Source organism: Vibrio sp. 11-4(1) (genome assembly GCF_013048625.1).
Classification (GTDB): Bacteria; Pseudomonadota; Gammaproteobacteria; order Enterobacterales; family Vibrionaceae; genus Vibrio; species Vibrio diabolicus.
In genome coordinates this window covers 112,047-132,040 of record NZ_VHSY01000002.1, presented here as the reverse complement: position 1 = coordinate 132,040, position 19,994 = coordinate 112,047, and the positions used below count along the sequence as shown (strand labels likewise).

The window sequence follows — 19,994 nt, the reverse complement described above, 5'->3', positions numbered from 1 at the left end:
TGATTCGTTATCTTACTCACGCATCGCACGCGTCTAGCATGGCACAGGCATCGAGCAATTGTTTTTGTAGCCATTTTAAAGCCGGATCGTTCAAGCTCGCTTTGTTCCAAACGAGGCTGTAGGCTACCTGTCCATAATCGAATGGAAGGGATTGTTCAACCAAGCCTTTTGCTTGCATGGCCGCCCTTGCCCAAAGTTTGGAACAGGTGAACAAGTAATCTGAGTGCTGACACATCACCGCAGCTGAACCAAAATCCGCTACACGCATAGCCATATTTCGCTTCGAGTGCCTTTGTGTGAGGTTCTGCTCGAAATAAGGTTGTGAGAGATCTTTATCATGAATCCCAATGTGTCTTGCACAGAGGTAGCTTTCAACAGACAAAGGCTGTTTAGAGAGTGGATTTGATGATCCCATTAAACAAACCATTTCGTCTTTCAGAATGGTTTGCCATACCAAGTCTTTGTTTTGCGTGGGCGGCTGACTAAGATCGTGTGGAAGCAGCAAAAAGTCCACTTGGCCTCTTACCAACGCATCGAAACTCATTTCCTCTTTTGCATGCACATTCAAATGTGCATGATTGCCGAGTTGCTGAGATAAATGCTGTAGAACTGGCGCAAAAAGCTCAAACGAACTTTCGCGCATAGCTAATGAGAAACTGCCCTGATAGTAAGCTGGATTAAATGAGCCCTGATGTAATAATCCATTCATGCTAGAGAGTATGCCATGGATCGAGGGGCCAATGTGCAGCGCAAATGCCGTTGGTACCAAGCGAGTACCATCGCGATAGAAAAGGTCATCTTTCAGCGTTTCACGTAATTGCCCAAGTGTTTTACTGACGCTCGAAGGTGTTACACACAGGCGCTCTGCGGCAAGCGTAACACTGTGAGTGGTTAACAACATATGCAATACAGTGAGATGTTTTAGGCTAATGCGTGAAAGAGCAATGTAGTCCATAAATAGCATGGTTTCTTATGATTTTTGGCAGTATATCAGGATGAAACAAATTTTTACTATTGTTTATCTCGTAAATGAGCATCTTTCGCTTTGAGCTCAATGTATTTAACGTGTTGCGTAAAAATAATTTGAGCTTTGTAAGATTAAAGAACTCTCTTGGATTTGTTAGGTCTTTGGCGTTTTTCTTTCTTCAATTTTAGAATTTCTATTTTATTTATCTTTCTAGTGCGAGGGCTGAATAGTTTGTGTACGAATGAAAAGCCGTCATTACCTATTAAAAATAGCCATTGTGTTGTTGATTGTTTGGTGATTTACTCAAGATCCTTAAGTAACAGAGGTATAAATAATTAATGGACGACCCCTTTAGTCGACAGAACCCTTCACCGTATGTCTTCCCATCACTGGAGGCGTACTCATGTTAGAACTTTTCATGCAACCAGAGGCTTGGGCGATTTTTGCCACTTTGTTTGCGCTTGAAGTTGTCTTAGGCGTTGATAACGTCGTTTTTATCTCCGTCCTATGTGAAAGATTGCCACTGCATCAACGTAAACTGGCAAGAAACCTTGGTATCGGCCTTGCTGTTATTGCTCGTATTGCATTGGTTTTTTCTATCTCTTGGATTATGCAGTTGACTCAACCACTGTTTTCCGTCGTAAACCAAGCGTTTACCGGAAGAGACGTGATCATGATCGCGGGTGGTGCATTCCTATTGGCAAAAAGCCTGAAAGAGTTGTGGAGCTGGTTAAATCACAATGAATCTGGCCACTCGACTCATGCTCGTACTGGATTAGCGGTAGTGCTGCTGCAGATTGTTGCTGTGGATGCGGTATTCTCAATGGACTCGGTGATAACCGCCGTCGGTTTGACAAGTGATGTCCCGCTTATGGTCGCGGCGATTGTCTCGTCTGCAATCGTGATGGTAATGACTGCTGAAAAAATCAATAATCTGGTGACGCGCTATCCCGGCTTTAAAACGTTGGCACTGCTGTTCCTCGTTTTATTGGGTGGCTTATTGATGGCAGAAGGCTTCGCAATTCATATCAATAAAGGTTATGTGTACTTTGCGATGGCATTTGGTTTGATTCTGGAACTTTGTCATATCCAGCTAAAAAACAAACAGCGTCCTAGCATTAAGCGTCTTCGTCCGTTGCGAATTCGAGCAACGAGATTAGACGTTCGTCAATAATAAACGACATTGCCGCTCACATGAGCCGCATTTTTGTATCTTGTATCGTCTATTTTAATTCTCGTTTTGCTTCGTTGTCGTCTCGATAAAAAATCGCATTTGTTGTTGTGTCGCAGATTTTTTATATAGAGCGCCCAACTAACACGAGTGAACGAAAATAATGAATAAAATGATCGATGCGTTAGCAACCAATGGCTACTACATCTGGGATGATTTTCTTTCTGAACAAGAGGTGGCTCAACTGCGAGATTGCATTCCAAGCAACTGGAAAAAAGCACGTATTGGTCGTAACGATGATGTTACTCGTATTGAATCTATTCGTAGTGACAAGATTCAATGGTTATCGCCAGATATGGGGCATGCTGTTACTTCTTACTTGGATAAAATGGAAGAGATCCGCCAAGAAGTGAACCGTCACTTGTTTCTTGGACTTTTTGAGTACGAAGCTCATTTTGCCAAGTACGAGAAAGGGGACTTCTACCAAAAACATTTAGATTGCTTCAAAGGTAACGAAAACCGTCGATTGACGACCGTTTTTTATATGAACGAATCCTGGACGGAAGAAGACGCGGGTGAATTAGTAGTATACGATTTGAATGACAATAAAATTGCAACCATTCCCCCACGCTCAGGGCGTTTGTTCGTATTATTATCAGAGCAGTTCCCACATGAGGTGTTACCAACCAATGCCGAGCGTTTTAGTATCGCTGGTTGGTTCAGAATCAATGGTGTGCGAGATAATTTACTTGATATTGCTAGGTAGCTATTTGTCGGCCTAGTCTTATCATCCTAAAAAAGGGGGCGTGTGTTCGCCCCTGTTTTGATTAAACGTCGGTTGAGAGTTCGTAACACTCTGTCATGTTTCGTTCTAATACCGCATAAACGTTAGAGCAGAGCTCCTCTTTGGCTATTTGCTCACCCATAATGTCGGCGATCTGTGTTTGAGTCATTCGTCCTCGATAGGGGCGATCTTGAGACAGGGCTTGGAAGACATCCGCGACAGCAATGATACGCGATGGAACATCGAGCTCGTCGCCTGTTTTGTGATAGGGATAGCCCGAGCCGTCTAAACGTTCATGATGATTGGAAGCCCACTCCGCTATTTTCGCGTTAGGGAAGACCTTATGCAATGCGAGCTGAGTATCAATGGTATGGCGTTTAATGCGTGTGTACTCTTGTTTGTTTAGAGAGCCTTCTTTGTGAAGGATTTCATCTGGTGTTTTTAACTTTCCAATATCATGCACCAGCCCCGCAATATATAACATTTCTTGGTCGTGCTCGTTTAGCCCAAGCTTAATTGCTAGATAACGAGATAATTCCGCTACTTTTTGTGAATGTTGATAAGTGAACGGGCTCTTTGCATCGACAATTTGAGCGATAAACATTCCCAAACTGTTCATATCTTGGATGGTTAATTGTTTTTGAAGCCAATCAATGCTTTTAAAATTTAGGCCTATGGTTTCAATATTTTCCGACTCCATCGCGAACCAAAACGCGTCGGTCATGACGAGTTTAACCATTGCTTCGGCCATGCTTGGATTAAACAAGGTTCCAACGTTTGCCATGATGCACTCAGCAATCAATTCCTCATGAAGCGTGACAATGTCACAGTGGCAGTTCATGACGTATTTTGAGCGCATAAAATCAAGGCGATCCGATAAGTAGAGCAGGGCTGCCACCTCTTTTTCAAAAGGCGGTAAATCGAGCTCTTTTAGTTCGCTCCAATGTGTATGGTGGTAAAGAACTGGTGTCGCAAATTGGCGCAACAAACGACACTGCTTGAGGCTTCGGTACCCTCTTAAGCAGTGTGTTTTCACGTCTTGTGGCACGAGCTCTTCAAGTAACATTTTATGTTCTTGTGTTTCGGAGACTCCACAGTCGTGGATCATACCTGCGAAGTAACAAAACTCCGCTTTTTCTGGCTCCCAACCCATGACGCGAGCACATTGGTAAGCGATATAAGCGACACGATGGCTGTGGTGAGTATCGTCAACACCGACATAATCGAGTGCTCGAGCAACCCAGATAAGTGCTTGTTTTAGATCGACTTCAAAGCCCGTGTCCGTATGGGAATGGCAAGAATGATTCATGGTTTATACCGACATTGCTAATTAGCCCACGCGAAACCCAAATCAGAAGGTGATAGGAAAATTGGGTACGACAGCGAATAGACCCCAAAAAGGTGGGCGTTTAGACGTAGTTTTAATTATGGGGCGGATAATAATCCTAGTTGCATAACAATATCACCTGAAGCTCATGATTAAGAGTCAGTTATTTGAACTAAGTATTGGTTTTGAAAGATTATTGTTGCTTTTATTGACTTATTTGAAAACGACAATAAATCATGATGTAACGCATTCTTATTTGTATTTTTATAAGTGATGTTCGGATTAGATTACTGATATACCGTACCGTTATGTGATTAAGTAGAATCCATATTTTTGAGTTTGTATGAATGATAAGTCACCTTCAATAACCACTTTATGATCGGCAAAGCCGAAGAGGGGTGAGTTATTAAGGTAACGCCAATGGAAAATCATAAAAAATAATTTTCTCTACAGCTCATGTGGTGTGGGGAGAGCAAGATAACGGTATTGCTCCCTCAGCAGCATTTATGTGTTGATGGAATGACTTAATTAAAAAATGTGTGATTGCAAAGTAAGCATAGGTGATAAAAGTAGCTAGAATGATAGCTCTAAATGAAAAGGATTTCGTATGTTGAAGCATCGCTTATATCGGACTTACACCGCAGGGCTAAAAATAGCAGCTCTTATCCTTCCTATGCCGAGACCAACCTTGTTTTCCGGCCCTGGTTCGATGAATGAGCTATTAGAATCGATGACCGAACTGGGATTTAAACGCGTCTTATTAGTTACCGATGAAGGGTTAGTCCAAGTCGGTATTGTCGATAAGGTGCTCGAAGCGGCAGCACAGCTCGATTTGCAGTTAGATGTTTTCTCGAAAGTACAGCCCGATCCTACCTATGATCAGGTAGAAAGCGGTCTAGAGGCTTACCATCGTTTTCATTGTGAGGGCATATTAGCTTTGGGTGGCGGCTCTGCAATGGACTGTGCAAAGGTCATTGCTGCGAAAGTTACCAATAAACGGTCAATAAAAAAGTTAGCTGGACTATTGAAAGTATGGCGAATGCCAGCGCCACTTTTTGCTATTCCAACGACCGCAGGAACAGGAAGTGAGGTCACCATCGCTGCGGTCGTGTCAGATCCCTCTTCACACATTAAAACCCCTTTGATGGATCCAAAGTTGGTGCCACTAATGGCAGCTTTAGATGCGAACTTAATGATTGGTTTACCTCCTAAGATCACGGCTGATACTGGCGTTGATGCATTAACTCACGCTATTGAGGCGTATGTGTCGAGAAATGCTACTCAAGAAACTAGGGCTTACTCTGTTGCCGCCATTAAGTTAATTTTTAAGCATCTTCCTCGGGTCGTAGCGCAAGGGGATGATGTTGAAGCTCGACATAAAATGGCCATGGCATCCTACTACGCAGGTTTAGCATTTACGAAAGCGAGTTTGGGTTATGTTCATGCGTTTGCTCACACATTCGGTGCGAAATATGGAATACCTCATGGCATGGCAAACGGATTAGCCTTGTTACCTGTGCTGCGTTTTTCATTGTCAGAGATAGAGCCTCAACTAAGAAAACTCGATGCGTTGACGGCCGAAGGGCAGTCAGGTGAGGCGAGTGCTCAACACTTTTTGACGCATGTGGAGTCTTTGTTTGCAAGCATTGATATTAAGCAGACAAGTGCACTCATTCAGCGCGAAGATGCTGATGCGCTTGTAGATTTAATTCTGAAAGAGGCGCACTGGAATTACCCTGTCCCTAAGTTCATGAGCAGGGAAGAATGTACTCAGCTATTGTTGGATATTAGTGGTGTGTAAGTTTTTATTTACACTTGTGGTTTTTTATCCTTACACTTTGCTTGATCTTCTGCTGAAGATCCTACAATATCGACAGCATTACAAATATGGTATTGGTTTTGGTACGCCGTTGCCCGATTTAATACCGATAATTCCTAATAAAGTGTAAAGATAAATATACAATGAGTCGTTCTAAAGTATTCGGTAGTACTCTAATTATCGCGGGAACTACAATAGGTGCTGGCATGCTAGCCCTTCCACTTGCCTCTGCCGGCATTGGTTTTTCAACTTCAATCATCATCATGCTCAGTTTATGGGCTCTGATGGCTTTCACTGCCTTACTCATGCTAGAGCTTCATCAGCATGCAGAAAGTAGTGCAACTCTTCATACTTTAGCGAAACAGATCCTGGGCCAAAAAGGCAAGTGGGTGGCAAGTTTTGCGATGTTGTTTCTGTTCTACTCATTGTGTGCAGCGTACATCGCTGGCGGTGGTGCTCAGTTCGGAGACCGCCTTGCACAATGGTTTGACCTTGATATTTCAGGGCCTACATCAACGATAATCTTTACCTTGATTGTGACTTTAGTTGTGACAGTTGGTACAGGTACGGTCGATAAAGTTAACCGCGTGTTGTTCGCGATGAAACTTGTTGCGATGGTTGCTGTGCTTTCTTTTCTTGCTCCAAACGTTACGGAATCTTACTTATTGAGTATGCCGATTGAGCAAGGTCTTATTGTAGCGGCGATTCCTGTTATCTTTACTTCGTTTGGTTTCCACGGAAGCATTCCGGCAATTGTGAATTACTTAGATGGCGATACTTCTTCTTTGCGCAAAGCCGTTATTATTGGCTCGACGATCCCGCTCGTGATTTACATCTTTTGGCAGATCGTGACATTGGGTGTGGTTAGCCAAAGTACGCTTATTGAAAACGGTGGGTTGAGCGCGCTTATTGGTCAACTATCGCAGACGGTGCACCAATCAAACTTAGGCAACATTGTCGGTGTATTTGCTGATTTGGCACTGTTAACGTCATTTCTTGGTGTGAGTTTGGGCCTATTCGAATTTTTGGGTGATACCATCAAAGGGAGCAACGATAAGCCTAATCGCTTGGTTGCGGCACTCGTGACGTTTACCCCACCGCTGGGCTTCGCACTTTTTTACCCTCAAGGCTTTATTATGGCTTTGGGTTATGCAGCGATTGCCTTAGCGATTTTAGCCATCTTTTTACCTCTGGTTATGGTGATCAAGGTTCGTAAGTCGGATGATTTTACGGGGGAGTACCGAGTTGCTGGTGGCCAAGGCGCATTAGTGATAACGGGTATCGCTGGCACAGGTATCGTATTAGCTCAGGTGTTAATTACTTTGGGTGTGCTTCCTGCTTTGGGCTAGTTGTTTAGAACGTTTTCTGAATAACCTCTAGTTACTGAATTCATCGTAATCAATCAGTATTGTTAAGCCAACGAGTTTCGCTCGTTGGCTTTTTTAATCTGGATCAAATTACCGTAAGATATTCGGTGAAAGAATTGGTAGAAATGTGCTTTTATTTCGTACACTTAAGTTGTGGTATATCGATAATTTAAGTGGAGAAAACCGCTCAAAATACCATTGAATTTGCAACACAATGAGCTTCTCTTGTTTCTCTGCTTGGGTGTGGAGGTGAAGTATGGCGCACCGGAGTTTTTACCCGTTTGCAAAACCGCTTAATGAGCAACTGCAAACGCTAAAGGGCAGGATGCAGGCGCACTTGCCGTGTATTGATAGGGTGTCATTTGCTAAATATCACCCAGACCAAGATGTGCTCAAATCATTTGCAGAAAGTGAGTTCGACACTTGGTGTTTAGCCCACCATGAGTCAACATTCCGTAAACTCCACCACCTCAATATTGCCTCCAAAAACGCGATTCCTCGCATCGTCGAAGACCTTCACGATATTAATCACTGTCCTCGGGTTCAAACCTTACTCAAACACGGATACCAGTCGTCGGTTGCGATTCCTTGTTACGACAATAAAGCATTTACAGGCTTTGTGTTTTTAAATTCCACTCAGCCCAATGCGTTTAGCTTAGAAGCGTTGAATAGTCTTAAACCTTATTTCGAAATGATTCAATTTGCGGTTGAATCAGAAGACCACGTCGTTAGCGCGATAGAAACGTTGGCGAACCGAATGCAATGTATGATGCCAGGCTACTCCCCAGAGTTTTACGCGCATACCAAACGAATGAAGTACTACAGCCAAGTCATCGCAACGCAGTTAGCGGATCGTTATCACCTGAATGATGAAATGGTCGAAGATATTGGTATTTTTGCCCAATTCCATGCGCTCAGTGATATTCAGCTGCCAGTTGAAATTGCTAGTCGCCGAACAAATTATACTCAAGAACAAGAGGCGATATTGATGCAACATATTGAGCGTTGCATCGACTCGGCCGATGACATAGTGGCTCGTATCGGAAATCCGGTTCACCCGAGTGTGACTTTGTTTTTGCAGATGGTTACTTATCAATACGAAAACTTAAATGGTACTGGTTATCCGTATGGTTTAACCAGTGGCGATATACCAATAGCCGCGCAAATTACGGCTGTCGCGAATGCCTTTGATTTTATGACGACGCACCATCCGTACAGACAAGCGTGGTCCATCCCATACGCATTGTTAGAACTTGAAAAATGGGTATATCAGGGATGGTTATCTCGAGAATGTGTTAATGCTCTGCGAGAGCATCAAGGTTATATAAAGCAAATCATCCACAAATATCCGGAGCACTATACAGGCTTGGGGTTAATGTGAAGAGCAGTAACGAAGTTGAAATGTTGACGAGGAGGAATATTTAAACAATACTGTTTTTATATACAGTAATAAGTTTGGAGGTGAAGTATGTTGTGGGAAACCCTTGAAAGAGTAAACCGCTTACGCCAACAAGCACTTGCAAATCCTGAGTTTGTTGAGTCAGCAAAAGAGCACGAACAAGCACTTCAGGAGCAAGAATACCATTATCAAACGAAGAAAAAGCGTTCAGCCAAAGACAAACAAGGTAAAAAGTCGCTGGCCGATATCTATAAAGAAGTAGAGTTTGGCGCTGACGCTCGTCATTAATTTATTCACTGCGGCATTTCTCATTTCTTCATGCGCCGCAGTATTCATTCAAATTTATGCGAGGGCAGTGGTAGACCGCTGCTCTCGTTGACCTGCCGATAATCCACTAATGAAGTCATCCGCAACAAATAATCATTAACGCTTAGTAATTCTCTCAATGATCTCGTTGGTGTAATGATAATGACAACGGTTTGCATTTGTATCTTTGTTGTTATATAAAACCTCCCTTATTAATCGTTCTGTTGAATAAGAACGGCAAACGTGATGAACGAATGAAAGCGATTGATTAGCTTTCATTTGTGAATGGCTATTAGGTGAAGTAGGGATGTTGGAAGCTAAAGCACTCCAGTTTGAGATTGAAGGCAAGTCATTGCTAAAAGCGTTTGATGTGACATTTGAACCTGGGAAAACATACGCTCTTGTTGGGCACAATGGTTCAGGAAAATCCACATTGTTAAAGTTGCTGGCACAGCAACAGCCATACACCGCTGGTGACGTGGTTCTGCATGGAACGAGCATTAACGATCTCTCAGCGAAAAAATTCGCCCAACACATTGCCTACTTGCCTCAGCATCTTCCGGTGACCGACAGTATTTTAGGTCGAGATTTAGTCGGTTTTGGTCGTTACCCATGGCATGGTTTACTTGGTCGTTTGAGCAAGAAAGATCATGACATTGTTGAAGAATCAATGGCGATGACAGGAACACTAAAATACGCAGATCGTTTAGTTGACACGTTATCTGGAGGGGAGCGTCAACGTGTGTGGCTAGCTATGCTATTAGCGCAAAAAACCGAGTATTTGCTTCTTGATGAGCCTTTGTCTGCATTAGATATTAGCCATCAAGTCGATATGTTGAAGCTCATCTCTAAACTCAGTAAAGAGTTGGGTTTGGGCGTTATTATCGTATTGCACGACATCAACTTAGCGGCGCGCTTTTGCGATCATATCGTTGCATTACATCAAGGTGATTTGATTGCACAAGGCAATGTTGAACAGGTGTTTACTGAACCTAAGCTGAGGGACATATACGGGATAGAGATGAAGATCTCTGACCATCCTGCGGGTTATCCGGTGGCGATGCCAAGCTAGAGGTTGGAATAATGAGCAGTACAAACACTCGACTTAAACATTTCTCTTTCGCTCTCTCACTTAGTGCGCTTTTGGTCAGTTCCTTTCAAGCAGTAGCTGAGGCGCCACCTCGAGTGATGTCGGTTGATTGGACACAAACTGAAACGATGTTGGCGTTAGGGGTCGTGCCTGTAGGCGTCGCTCAAGGGCAAGATTACGATGCTTGGGTAAAATCACCATCGTTACCACCTCAAACTAAGGATGTAGGGTTAAGAACTCAACCCAACATAGAACGTATTTACGAGCTCAAACCTGATCGTATTTTTATTGCCCCGTACTTCTCCTCAATGAAGCATCGCTTAGTCGATATTGCCCCTGTTACCACGATTGACTTATATGAAAGCGGGATTACAGATTGGTCGGTACTTACTCGTTTCACTCGGAGGTTTGGTGAAGAGCTAGGAAGAGAAGCGGAAGCTGAGGCACTTATACAAAAATATGAAGAACGTTTCTCTTTATTAAAACAGCGCATAAACAAAGACCAGCCGCCGCTTTTAATGATTCAGTTTATGGATACGAAGCACGTTCGTGTTTTTGGTCAGAATAGTCTTTACTCTCAGGCTATCGAAAAGATTGGGCTGAGTAATGCGTGGAACGAAGAGACAAATAGCTGGGGCTTCAGCTTAGTCGGCATCGATAAGTTAGCAGGTATAAGAGCCCAAATTGTTATCGTTGAGCCATTGCCTCACGGTGGCGAAAAGCAGCTCTCTCAAGATCCGTTTTGGCAATACGTTGTTCAACAGTCTGGTGAGAAGGTCATGCAAGTCGCGCCTGTTTGGAGTTTTGGTTCTATGCCTTCAGCGCTTCGGTTCGCGGAGTTAGTTACGGCGAGTAAGGTCGAGGAGTTAGAACAATGAAAGCCATGCCTTTAAGCCTTGTGGTGTTACTTTCGGCATTTACCTTTTCTATTGGTGCTTTCCAATTGTATCAAGCAAGTTCATTCTCACTGGCTCTTAGCAGTTTATGGAAACCTAACTTTCAATCTATCGATTCCGTCTTACTTCACTTTAGCTGGTGGCCTCGAGTCTTCACCACGATTATATCTGGTGCTGGATTAGCGGTTGCTGGGGTATTGATGCAGCAAGTTCTGCGTAACCCTCTCGCTTCACCCACGACACTTGGTGTGGCGAGCGGTTCAAGTTTTGCTTTGATGTTAGCTACGCTATTTGCCCCTTGGATGTTGGATATAGCACCTAATTTGGTTGCTCTCATCGGCGGTGTGACATCGATGGGGTTGGTGATGCTGTTGTCATGGCGACGAGCGTTATCTCCAACGGTTGTCGTCGTTTCTGGGTTAGTGATAAACCTGTACTTTGCATCATTAAGTACGGTTATTCTGATGATGAATACCGAAAAGCTGAATGGATTAATGATATGGGGAGCGGGCTCGCTTGTTCAGAGCGGATGGGGTGATTTCTCGTATCTTGCACCTCGAATCGCACTTGCTACGGTTATCGCATTTGTGTTTGCAAAGCCGTTAAGTCTGTTAGAACTCTCCGAGCAAGGTGCCAAGAGTTTAGGTGTCTCGCTAGCCAAACTGCGCTTTGTCTGTCTTGGGCTTGCGGTACTAATCACTTCTTGGGTCGTTTCTGCAGTAGGAATCATCGGTTTCATCGGATTAGCAGCGCCAGCGATTACTCGATTGATAGGTATCAATAAAATCCAGCATAAGCTTTGGGTATCAATGCTGATTGGTGCCATGTTATTGACTTTAACCGATTTGGTTATTCAGCAACTGCCGGGGCTAATGGCGAGTTTTATACCAACGGGAGCAGCAACGGCTGCACTGGGCGCTCCGCTACTGTTATGGCTGCTACCTCGCTTATCACAAAAGACGCAGGGTCATACTCAGACGGTGTTAACTCGGCATCGTCAACATGTTTACAAGCTAAACCCTAAAGCGATCTTATTGGCATTGTTCGGCACGCTAATTTCCGTTGTTCTTTTTGCCACGGTTGCTGTGCAAAATGACGGATGGACAAACTTGTTTGCTAGCCAAAATTGGATTTTTTTGGAATGGCGCGCACCTAGATTATTTGCAGCAGCAATTGCGGGGGCAATGTTAGCGATTGCTGGGACCATGATTCAACGCCTAAGTGGAAACCCAATGGCCAGTCCAGAAGTGATCGGCATCAGTTCAGGGACAGCTATGGGGTTGATTATCGCGATGTTTACTGGGTTTGGTTCGTCAATTTTCACTCTTTCTTTAGGCGGGCTTGTAGGTGCATTAGCGACGGTATTGGTAATTGTGCTGCTAAACCGTAAATCAGGTTTTCAGCCGGAGCGTATTTTGTTGACTGGTATTGCTATTACCGCACTGATGAATGCAATACAGAGCTTTATTCTAGCCACTGGTGACCCAAGAAGTTATCAAACATTGGCTTGGTTGTCTGGGTCTACCTACTATGTTTCGGTTGAAACGTTACTCCCATTGTCTTTATCTGCGCTTGTCTTTATAGGGTTGAGTTTTCTCTGCGTAAGATGGCTAGATATTCTTCCTGTTGGCGCCGCTTCCTCTAAAGCACTTGGGATTCGCGTTGATCGTTCGCGCGCGATACTGCTGCTTTTAGTTGCTTGTCTCACGGTCAGTGCGACATTGGTTGTTGGTCCTATTAGCTTTGTTGGGTTACTGGCTCCGCATTTAGCTCGCTTATTTGGCTTTAACAAAGCGTCACAACACATGTTATGCGCCGCGATATTGGGTTCCGGCGTGATGTTGTTGGCCGATTGGTTGGGACGACAAGTTCTTTACCCGCAAGAAGTACCAACAGGGCTTATGGCGTCTCTCATTGGCGGTTTGTATCTGATGTGGGGATTACGTCGTTTGTAGATACGAGCTACGCCTCAACCAAGAAAGTAATTATACAAATAAGCACTCGCAGTGGCATTCGCAACCTATGCGAGTGCTTTATGCAAAACCTCTGGTTTGTCTTTTATGGAAACAACTGGCGATGCCGTAACTCGCTTTTCTTTCAGCGATCGCTGAAGTCATGAAGGGTTGGTTTGGCTGCCGACAAAAAAGGAGAATAATATGACTCGGCAGTTTATGCTGACACCAACGTCAATGGCGGTTGTATTAGCGTTATCAACGCCAAATGTCTTGGCTCAGGAAGATGAAAATATAGTTGTGATTGGACAGCAGCAAGACAGTGCAGTTGGTCCTGATTTTAGTTATCTTGGAGCGAAGAGTCGGGCAGCGACGAAAACTGATATTGCCATCAATGAAACCCCAAGAGCGGTATCTGTTGTTACGCGAGAACAAATGGATGATCGTGCCTCTATTAGCATTTCTGACGCGCTACAGTACACACCAAGTATTCAAACTAATTATTTCGGCGAAGATAACAAGCAAGATTGGTTTATTATTCGTGGTTTTAAACAGGCGAACAGCGGGCTGTATCAAGATGGTACCCGTTTATATTCTTCTGGTTTCTATAGTTGGCAAATAGATCCGTTTGCGTTAGAAAGGGTTGAAGTGTTACGTGGTGCAGCGTCTGTTCTTTATGGGCAAAACCCTCCTGGTGGGGTTATCAATGTCGTCAGTAAGCGACCTCAATTTGATGGAGGCTCAGGGCTTGTATCTTTGGAGTACGGTTCTGAAGACCGTAAACAACTTTCTCTTGACGTAAACTCTGAGGTGAGTGAGCAGTTAGCTTTCCGCTTTCAAGGGTTAGCGAGAAAAAATGGGACGAGAATTAGTGGGGTAGAAGCAGAGCGCATTCTTCTCTCTCCATCAATGACGTACAAATTTAATGAGACGTCTGAAATTACCTTTCTAACGAGCTATCAAAAAGACGACTCAGATCCTTATCTGCAATTTTTGCCAGTTGAAGGAACGTTAACGCCAAACAAAAATGGAAAGATCAGTGATAGTTTAGCGATAGGTAATCCTAACTGGGAGACCTTTGAGCGTGAGCAGGTGTCTTTAGGCTATGAGTTTTCTCATGCGTTTAATGATACCACTTCATTTGTTCAAGCAGCTCGTTACAGTGAAATGGATGTTAAGTTGAGACAAATGTATTCGTACGTTTACTCGGCTGATGTGCCTGGTTTGGGGCCGATTTTAGATCCATCAAATGAACGCAAGACCATACTTAGGGGCGCTTCAACAGAAGATGGATCATCCGATGCTTTTAATATTGATAATCGTTTGATGCACCAAGTAAATTGGGGAAGCGTTGAGCATAACTTGATGTTGGGCTTAGATTTTCAAATGATCAGTATCGATGGTAAGGACTTTGCTAATGATCCTATCGTTGCTGATGGTAATGCACTCTTAAACACACCAATGGGAGCTTTGCCTGACCCTAGGTTTAATGTATTTAATTCCACTTATTCGGATAATATAATGTTACTCGATCCGAATACGCTACAGCCATTAAGCGAAACCGATAAGCAAAGAACGAAAATCGAGAACCGACAGCTCGGTGTCTACTTTCAAGATCATATGCTGATTAACGATAAATGGACAATGTTATTGGGTGCTCGTTACGACGATGCAAGTAACGAAGTACATAATGTTACCACGGGTGCTCGCACGAAAGTCGATAATGGAGAGTGGACGTTTAGCGTGGGAACGGCTTATATTTCTGATTCTGGCTTCACACCATACTTTAGTTACTCTCAGTACTTTGATCCAATTATTCAAGAAGATAGCAATGGTAAGCCAGCGAAGTCGGAAAGCGGTGATCAATTTGAAATCGGTGTAAAATACCAACCGGATTCATTCGATGGCTATTTCAATATCGCAACGTATCGGGCAACAAAAGAAAATTTGGCTCGTATCTACTTGAGTGAATTGACGCAAATAGGAAAAATAGAAAATAACGGCGTTGAGTTTGAAGCTGTAGCCAATGTGACACCTTCTTTAACATTAATCGGAAACATAGCCTATGTTGATGCAGAGATAAAAGAAGACGTCAATAAGACATGGGTTGGCAAAACACCTTCTCAAGTCGCGAATACCGTATCATCAGCTTGGGCACATTATCGTTTCTTTGATGGACCTCTTGATGGCTTTTCGGTTGGCTTAGGTGCGCGCTATATAGGTGAGTCATACGGAGATAATGAAGAGAGACTAAAAGTACCAAGTTATTTCTTAATGGATGCGACGGTCAGCTATCGTATTGGAGATTACAAGCTACAAGTCGCAGCTAAAAATATCACTGATAAAGAGTACATAGCGACATGTGATGGTTTTTGTTGGTATGGTGATCGACAAAATGTTATTGCAAGTTTAACTTACGATTGGTGATTTAACGGATAAATAAACACCCCTAGTGTAGGGGTGTTTATTTAGAAATCGGCTTTGCGGACAAAATGTGGGTTTTTGTACTTTTTCTGCGGACCAAACGATGATACGACGAGCTTGTTCCATAACGTTTTGTCAAACTCACCCTTTGGAATCGAAGGGTAGAGGGTTTCCTCTTCTTCTCTTGCAAAGTTCATGTACTGTTTCTTCTTAATTTGATTGTACTTTTTGGCGATCTGGTTATGTTTTCTTACCCACTCCAGTTTGTAATTGTGGAGCACTTTTTCACCTTCTTCCGCACTCATTCGAGATAGGAATAATCGCTTGTACGAGACCTTTCTGTCCAACATTGTGCGCATGACGGTTTGGATATATTTACCGTGGTGCGTGACAGTAATATCTTTTTCGTCAATAGGAGTGACGCACCAGCCTTTAGGTAAAAAGTCTGGCTTCTTAAACTGCTTATTACGCTCCATTAGCGCCTGATGTAAAATCAAATCAGAGGTACCGCGGAACGTTTTTTGCCATTTACCGATACGAATTTGAATCGAACCAGGCAAGCGATAGATGTTAGTAAACTTATCTTTGTCCATGGACTTGTGTCATGAGATTAATATGCATTATTAGAAAGTGAAAACAGTCTAGTGCAAAGGGCGCCAGACTGAAGTACCGTACGATTTTACAACGACCTTGCGTGATATAGCGAGGGGTTATGTCAATAATAGGTAAGAAATAGAAAATTAGTTCACATTATGAAGAAATTGGAAGCTAATCAGGCTAACTTTTGAAGTTGGGCCGATTATGCCCATGCCTACCAAATAAAAAGAAGGCATGGGTATAAAAATCACACCGCTTCTTCGAGTTGCTTGGTTTCTTCTTCAATCTGCTGTAAATGTCGGTTGGCTTGCTGTAACTGATACATTTGGGCATAACGACCATTTTGTTTCAACAGTGTTTTGTGTGTGCCTTTCTCTACTAACTCCCCATGATGAAGAACAATGATTTGGTCCGCATCCAAAATAGTTGAAAGTCGATGAGCGATAACGACTAGTGTCATGTCTTGTCTGAGTACTGCCAAGCTCTTTTGTATTAAAGCTTCTGTTCCTGAGTCAATATTGGCCGTTGCTTCATCTAATATCAATATTTTAGGTTTTACCACAAGCACACGCGCTAACGCTAAGAGCTGTTTTTGTCCAGCAGATAGATTGGTTTCACCTTGACCTAACTGCGTGTCTAGCCCATTAGGATAACGGTGAATTTGCTCTGCCAAACCTACCTTGTCTAACGCATCCCATATTTGATTATCATCAACCGCCCGACTGAGGGAGATGTTTTCTCTGACTGAAGCAGGGAGAATATGTGGATCTTGTTGAACCATTGCCACATCTTTGCGAAGGACGTCTTTCCCTAGTGTTTTAAGTGGACGACCATCGATGAGCAGTTCACCACATTGCGTTGGATAAAAGCCCATCAATAGTGACGCTAATGTGCTTTTACCGCTTCCGGTATGCCCGACAAGCGCGATAAAGTCTTGGTGGTTGGCCTTCAACGAAATGTCTTTTAGGACGTCCTGTTTACCATCGTAGCTAAATGTGAGGTCTTTAAGTTCGATAGCACCTGACCTTAATGGCTGATGATCGTCCCCATAAGTTTGTTCTTTCGCATCAATCAATTCAAACACACGTTCGCTTGATACTAACGCTTGCTGAAGTAGAGCAAGCTGCTGAGTCATTTCAATTAATGGCTCAGTAACGCGCGCAAGATAACTGATAAACGCATACAGTACCCCCACACCAATCAACTCAATACCGTTAAAGCCAAAGATCGCAACCAAGCAAAGTAACGCGAGGCCAGCGAGCAAGTCCATCAATGGTCTTAGCAGATAGCCGTTTAGCCGAATCACTCGTTTAGATGCCACCAAATGCTCTGCGGTTAGCTCGTTGAACTGTTTATTAAAACGCTCTTCTTGTTGCATTAATTGAATGACACTCATCCCTTGAATGGATTCACTCAGATTCGCATTTATATCAGTCAATAGGTCACGCATCTTTCGGTAGCTTTCTGTACTTAGCTGCTTAAACAAGTACATAAAGCCGATGACGATCGGTAGCAATACAAGCACAACGAGTGTGAGCTTCCAGCTCATGAAAAACATAACGCCAAGCATCACCACAATCATGACCACGTTTTTCACCACGGTCGCGATCAAGAGCTCATAAAATTGCTGTAGAGATTCCGTATCGTTGGTGATTCGCGATACCAATTTCCCCGCAGGAGTGTAATCAAACGCAGATAACGGCTGCTTAATCACACCAGAAAATACTTGCTTACGAATCGTTTTGATCGTGTTAGCCGCGACAATGCTAAATTGCAATGACTGAAAATACTGGAATGTTGCCGATACAATCTGAAGAGCGATATAACCTACTGCTAGCGAAATCAGAACATTCTGTGAATAGTCACCTTTAGCGATGTGCTCATCAATGAAATATTGAATCAACCAAGGGCCGCCAGCGCTGGCTAACGCTGCGACAAACAGCAAAGCAAGTCCTTTAATCATTGGCTTTGGTTGAGATAATGGGTAAGACATCAACCGTTTAAACGTACTGGTCTGGTTCATTCATTATTCCTCCATCGCCTGTTCTAGTTTTTGGTACGTGAACATTTCGGCGTACCATCCCTGATGCGCTAATAAAGCGCTATGTTGCCCACGTTCAGTAATGTGGCCGTGATTCAAGACAATGATCTCGTCTGCTGCTTCCAATGCGGTGAGGCGGTGTGCAATAACGATTAGGGCTTGATCACGGTAGTGTGTTTCCAAATTCTTAAGTATTTGATGTTCGGTCCGGCCATCAACAGCCGAAAGCGCATCATCCAATACCAAGACTTGTGCATTTAGTAACATAGCGCGTGCTATCGCAATTCGTTGTTTTTGTCCTCCAGAGAGAGTAATGCCTTTCTCGCCAACTTCAGTTTGATAGCCTTCAGGAAACTTCTCTATATCATCATGAATACAGGCTAACTTTGCTGCTCTATAGACTTCTTCTTTCTCTGCATTAGGGTTACCTAAGGCAATATTATCGAAGATAGATTTGGAGAATAGAAACGGGCTTTGATTCACCACGGCAAAGCGGTTGCGCCACTGAGGAAGTAGGGCATCTTTAATCTCAACATCCCCGAATGTAATTGAACCGTTTGTTAGGTCGTGCTGACGCAAAAGCAGCGTTAGCAGGGTTGATTTTCCGCTTCCGACAGGGCCAGCTACTCCCAACATTTTACCGGGTTCAAGTTCGATTTTTATTTCGGCCAGAGCTGGTGGTAAATCACTGGACCAGTGGAAAGCATCGATATCAATTTTTAATGGCAGTGGTTTATCTTCTAATGGTTTATTTCCACTGACAATCTCTGGTGTTTCATCAAAGATCTCTTGTAGGCGATTCCATGCTGCGGAGCCTCGCTCTAAAATATTAAATAAGAAAGCGAAGGCCAGCATAGGCCATATCATTAACCCTAAATACATCGTAAAGGCTGTTAGATCACCAAGCGTGATCTCTCCCTTATCGACAAGGTAAGCACCAGCAGCGACACTGAGAAGGAAAGAGAGGCCGATGGTGAGTTGGATAGCTGGATCAAATCTCGCGTCGACTCTAGCGACGGCGATATTTTTCTGACCAGTATCATCGACTACATCTTCAAAACGCTGTTGTTCTTGATTCTCTAACCCAAAAGCTCGCAACATTCGCACGCCGTTAAGTGACTCTTGCGTCATGTCTGACATGGTAGAAAAGGCTTCCTGAGCAATGCGGAAACGTTGATGCAGTATACGGACGATAAAAAAGATGATGATTGCAAGAAACGGCATTGGAAGAAGTGCCATAACAGTGAGCTTCCAGCTAACTTGCGTTACCATGATGATTAAAACTGCAATACCCGTGATCAAGGAATCGGCTGCCGTTAAAACCCCTTCGCCGGCTGTCATTACGATGTTACGTACATCATTAGTACCACGCGCCATGAGATCACCGGTCTTATAACGTTCGAAAAATCGGGGTGGTTGTGTCGATAAGTGCCTATAGAGACGATTACGTAGAATGGTTCCGAGTTCCCAGCTTGCGCCGAAAAGCCAAATTCGCCATAAGATACGGCATCCATAAATGGCAAAGATCAGTGCAGTGAGTCCCAAGAGCCACAGAATCAGCGTATTTGTATCTAACGTGTTATCTACGACCCCATCAACGATGATTCCGACCGCTTTAGGAGGAACAAGTTGTAGAGTTGATATCACAGCGAAAAGCAAAATCGATCCGACATAATGCTTCCACTTTTGTTGGAAATACCAACGTAACTGCCAGAATATTCTCATCACGCCTCCCGCTTTAAATTATTGAATTTGTTATAGAACTATTATTGAGCGAAATGATGAGTTTACAAGCACAAATTATTGGCGGTCGGAAAAACGATAGATTGTTTCGATTACGGGCGCGTGCGGTCG

General features: G+C 43.5%; 15 protein-coding genes. 10 read left to right on the top strand and 5 right to left on the bottom strand.

All coding sequences use genetic code 11. From position 1 onward, the window contains the following. Positions 1-16: 16 nt before the first annotated feature. Positions 17-955 (bottom strand): LysR family transcriptional regulator, encoded by a 939-nt coding sequence (locus FKN16_RS04070; RefSeq protein ID WP_048626349.1) that lies wholly within the window; start codon positions 953-955, stop codon positions 17-19. A gap of 415 nt (positions 956-1,370) precedes the next feature. On the opposite strand from FKN16_RS04070, the gene FKN16_RS04065 reads away from it, so the two are divergent. Together FKN16_RS04065 and FKN16_RS04060 are read left to right on the top strand one after the other, a co-directional pair. Further along, a complete protein-coding gene (locus tag FKN16_RS04065) occupies positions 1,371-2,141 on the top strand; it encodes a TerC family protein (protein ID WP_170902060.1) in 771 nt (256 codons plus the stop codon). Positions 2,142-2,301: 160 nt separating this feature from the next. After that, positions 2,302-2,904, top strand: coding sequence for a 2OG-Fe(II) oxygenase (locus tag FKN16_RS04060; protein ID WP_170902059.1), 603 nt, complete (start codon positions 2,302-2,304; stop codon positions 2,902-2,904). A gap of 61 nt (positions 2,905-2,965) precedes the next feature. On the opposite strand, the gene FKN16_RS04055 is transcribed toward FKN16_RS04060, so the two are convergent. Further along, on the bottom strand, positions 2,966-4,231 hold the full coding sequence (locus tag FKN16_RS04055; RefSeq protein WP_134646683.1) for an HD domain-containing protein: 1,266 nt from the start codon (positions 4,229-4,231) through the stop codon (positions 2,966-2,968). Positions 4,232-4,856: 625 nt separating this feature from the next. Between FKN16_RS04055 and FKN16_RS04050 the strand changes: the two genes are divergently transcribed. From FKN16_RS04050 to FKN16_RS04015, 8 genes are all read left to right on the top strand, one after another. Beyond that, on the top strand, positions 4,857-6,050 hold the full coding sequence (locus tag FKN16_RS04050) for an iron-containing alcohol dehydrogenase (RefSeq protein ID WP_170902058.1): 1,194 nt from the start codon (positions 4,857-4,859) through the stop codon (positions 6,048-6,050). Positions 6,051-6,211: 161 nt separating this feature from the next. Continuing rightward, positions 6,212-7,417 (top strand): aromatic amino acid transport family protein, encoded by a 1,206-nt coding sequence (locus FKN16_RS04045; protein WP_074191420.1) that lies wholly within the window; start codon positions 6,212-6,214, stop codon positions 7,415-7,417. Positions 7,418-7,691: 274 nt separating this feature from the next. Further along, positions 7,692-8,816 carry an HD domain-containing phosphohydrolase gene (locus tag FKN16_RS04040; RefSeq protein WP_170902057.1) on the top strand — a complete coding sequence of 375 codons (1,125 nt, stop codon included), beginning with the start codon at positions 7,692-7,694 and terminating at the stop codon, positions 8,814-8,816. A gap of 87 nt (positions 8,817-8,903) precedes the next feature. After that, entirely contained in the window at positions 8,904-9,122 is a 219-nt protein-coding gene (locus FKN16_RS04035; RefSeq protein ID WP_005377723.1) for a hypothetical protein, read from the top strand. 325 nt (positions 9,123-9,447) lie between these two features. Then, on the top strand, positions 9,448-10,212 hold the full coding sequence (locus FKN16_RS04030; protein ID WP_005394180.1) for an ABC transporter ATP-binding protein: 765 nt from the start codon (positions 9,448-9,450) through the stop codon (positions 10,210-10,212). Between the two features lie 11 nt (positions 10,213-10,223). Beyond that, positions 10,224-11,108: an ABC transporter substrate-binding protein gene (locus FKN16_RS04025; RefSeq protein ID WP_170902056.1), complete on the top strand. Its 885-nt coding sequence runs from the start codon at positions 10,224-10,226 to the stop codon at positions 11,106-11,108. Next, positions 11,105-13,081, top strand: a complete 1,977-nt coding sequence (gene fhuB / locus FKN16_RS04020; RefSeq protein ID WP_170902055.1) for a Fe(3+)-hydroxamate ABC transporter permease FhuB — start codon at positions 11,105-11,107, stop codon at positions 13,079-13,081. Before FKN16_RS04025 ends, fhuB begins: the two co-directional genes overlap by 4 nt. Before the next feature lie 201 nt (positions 13,082-13,282). Continuing rightward, complete coding sequence (locus FKN16_RS04015; protein ID WP_170902054.1) at positions 13,283-15,505, top strand: TonB-dependent siderophore receptor; 2,223 nt, start codon at positions 13,283-13,285, stop codon at positions 15,503-15,505. Between the two features lie 41 nt (positions 15,506-15,546). On the opposite strand, the gene FKN16_RS04010 is transcribed toward FKN16_RS04015, so the two are convergent. The 3 genes from FKN16_RS04010 to FKN16_RS04000 all read right to left on the bottom strand — a co-directional run bounded on the left by FKN16_RS04010 (position 15,547) and on the right by FKN16_RS04000 (position 19,865). Then, a complete protein-coding gene (locus tag FKN16_RS04010; RefSeq protein ID WP_012841863.1) occupies positions 15,547-16,095 on the bottom strand; it encodes a hypothetical protein in 549 nt (182 codons plus the stop codon). Positions 16,096-16,346: 251 nt separating this feature from the next. Beyond that, a complete protein-coding gene (locus tag FKN16_RS04005; RefSeq protein WP_170902053.1) occupies positions 16,347-18,122 on the bottom strand; it encodes an ABC transporter transmembrane domain-containing protein in 1,776 nt (591 codons plus the stop codon). Between the two features lie 3 nt (positions 18,123-18,125). Continuing rightward, positions 18,126-19,865, bottom strand: coding sequence for an ABC transporter transmembrane domain-containing protein (locus FKN16_RS04000; protein WP_170902052.1), 1,740 nt, complete (start codon positions 19,863-19,865; stop codon positions 18,126-18,128). Positions 19,866-19,994: the final 129 nt, after the last annotated feature.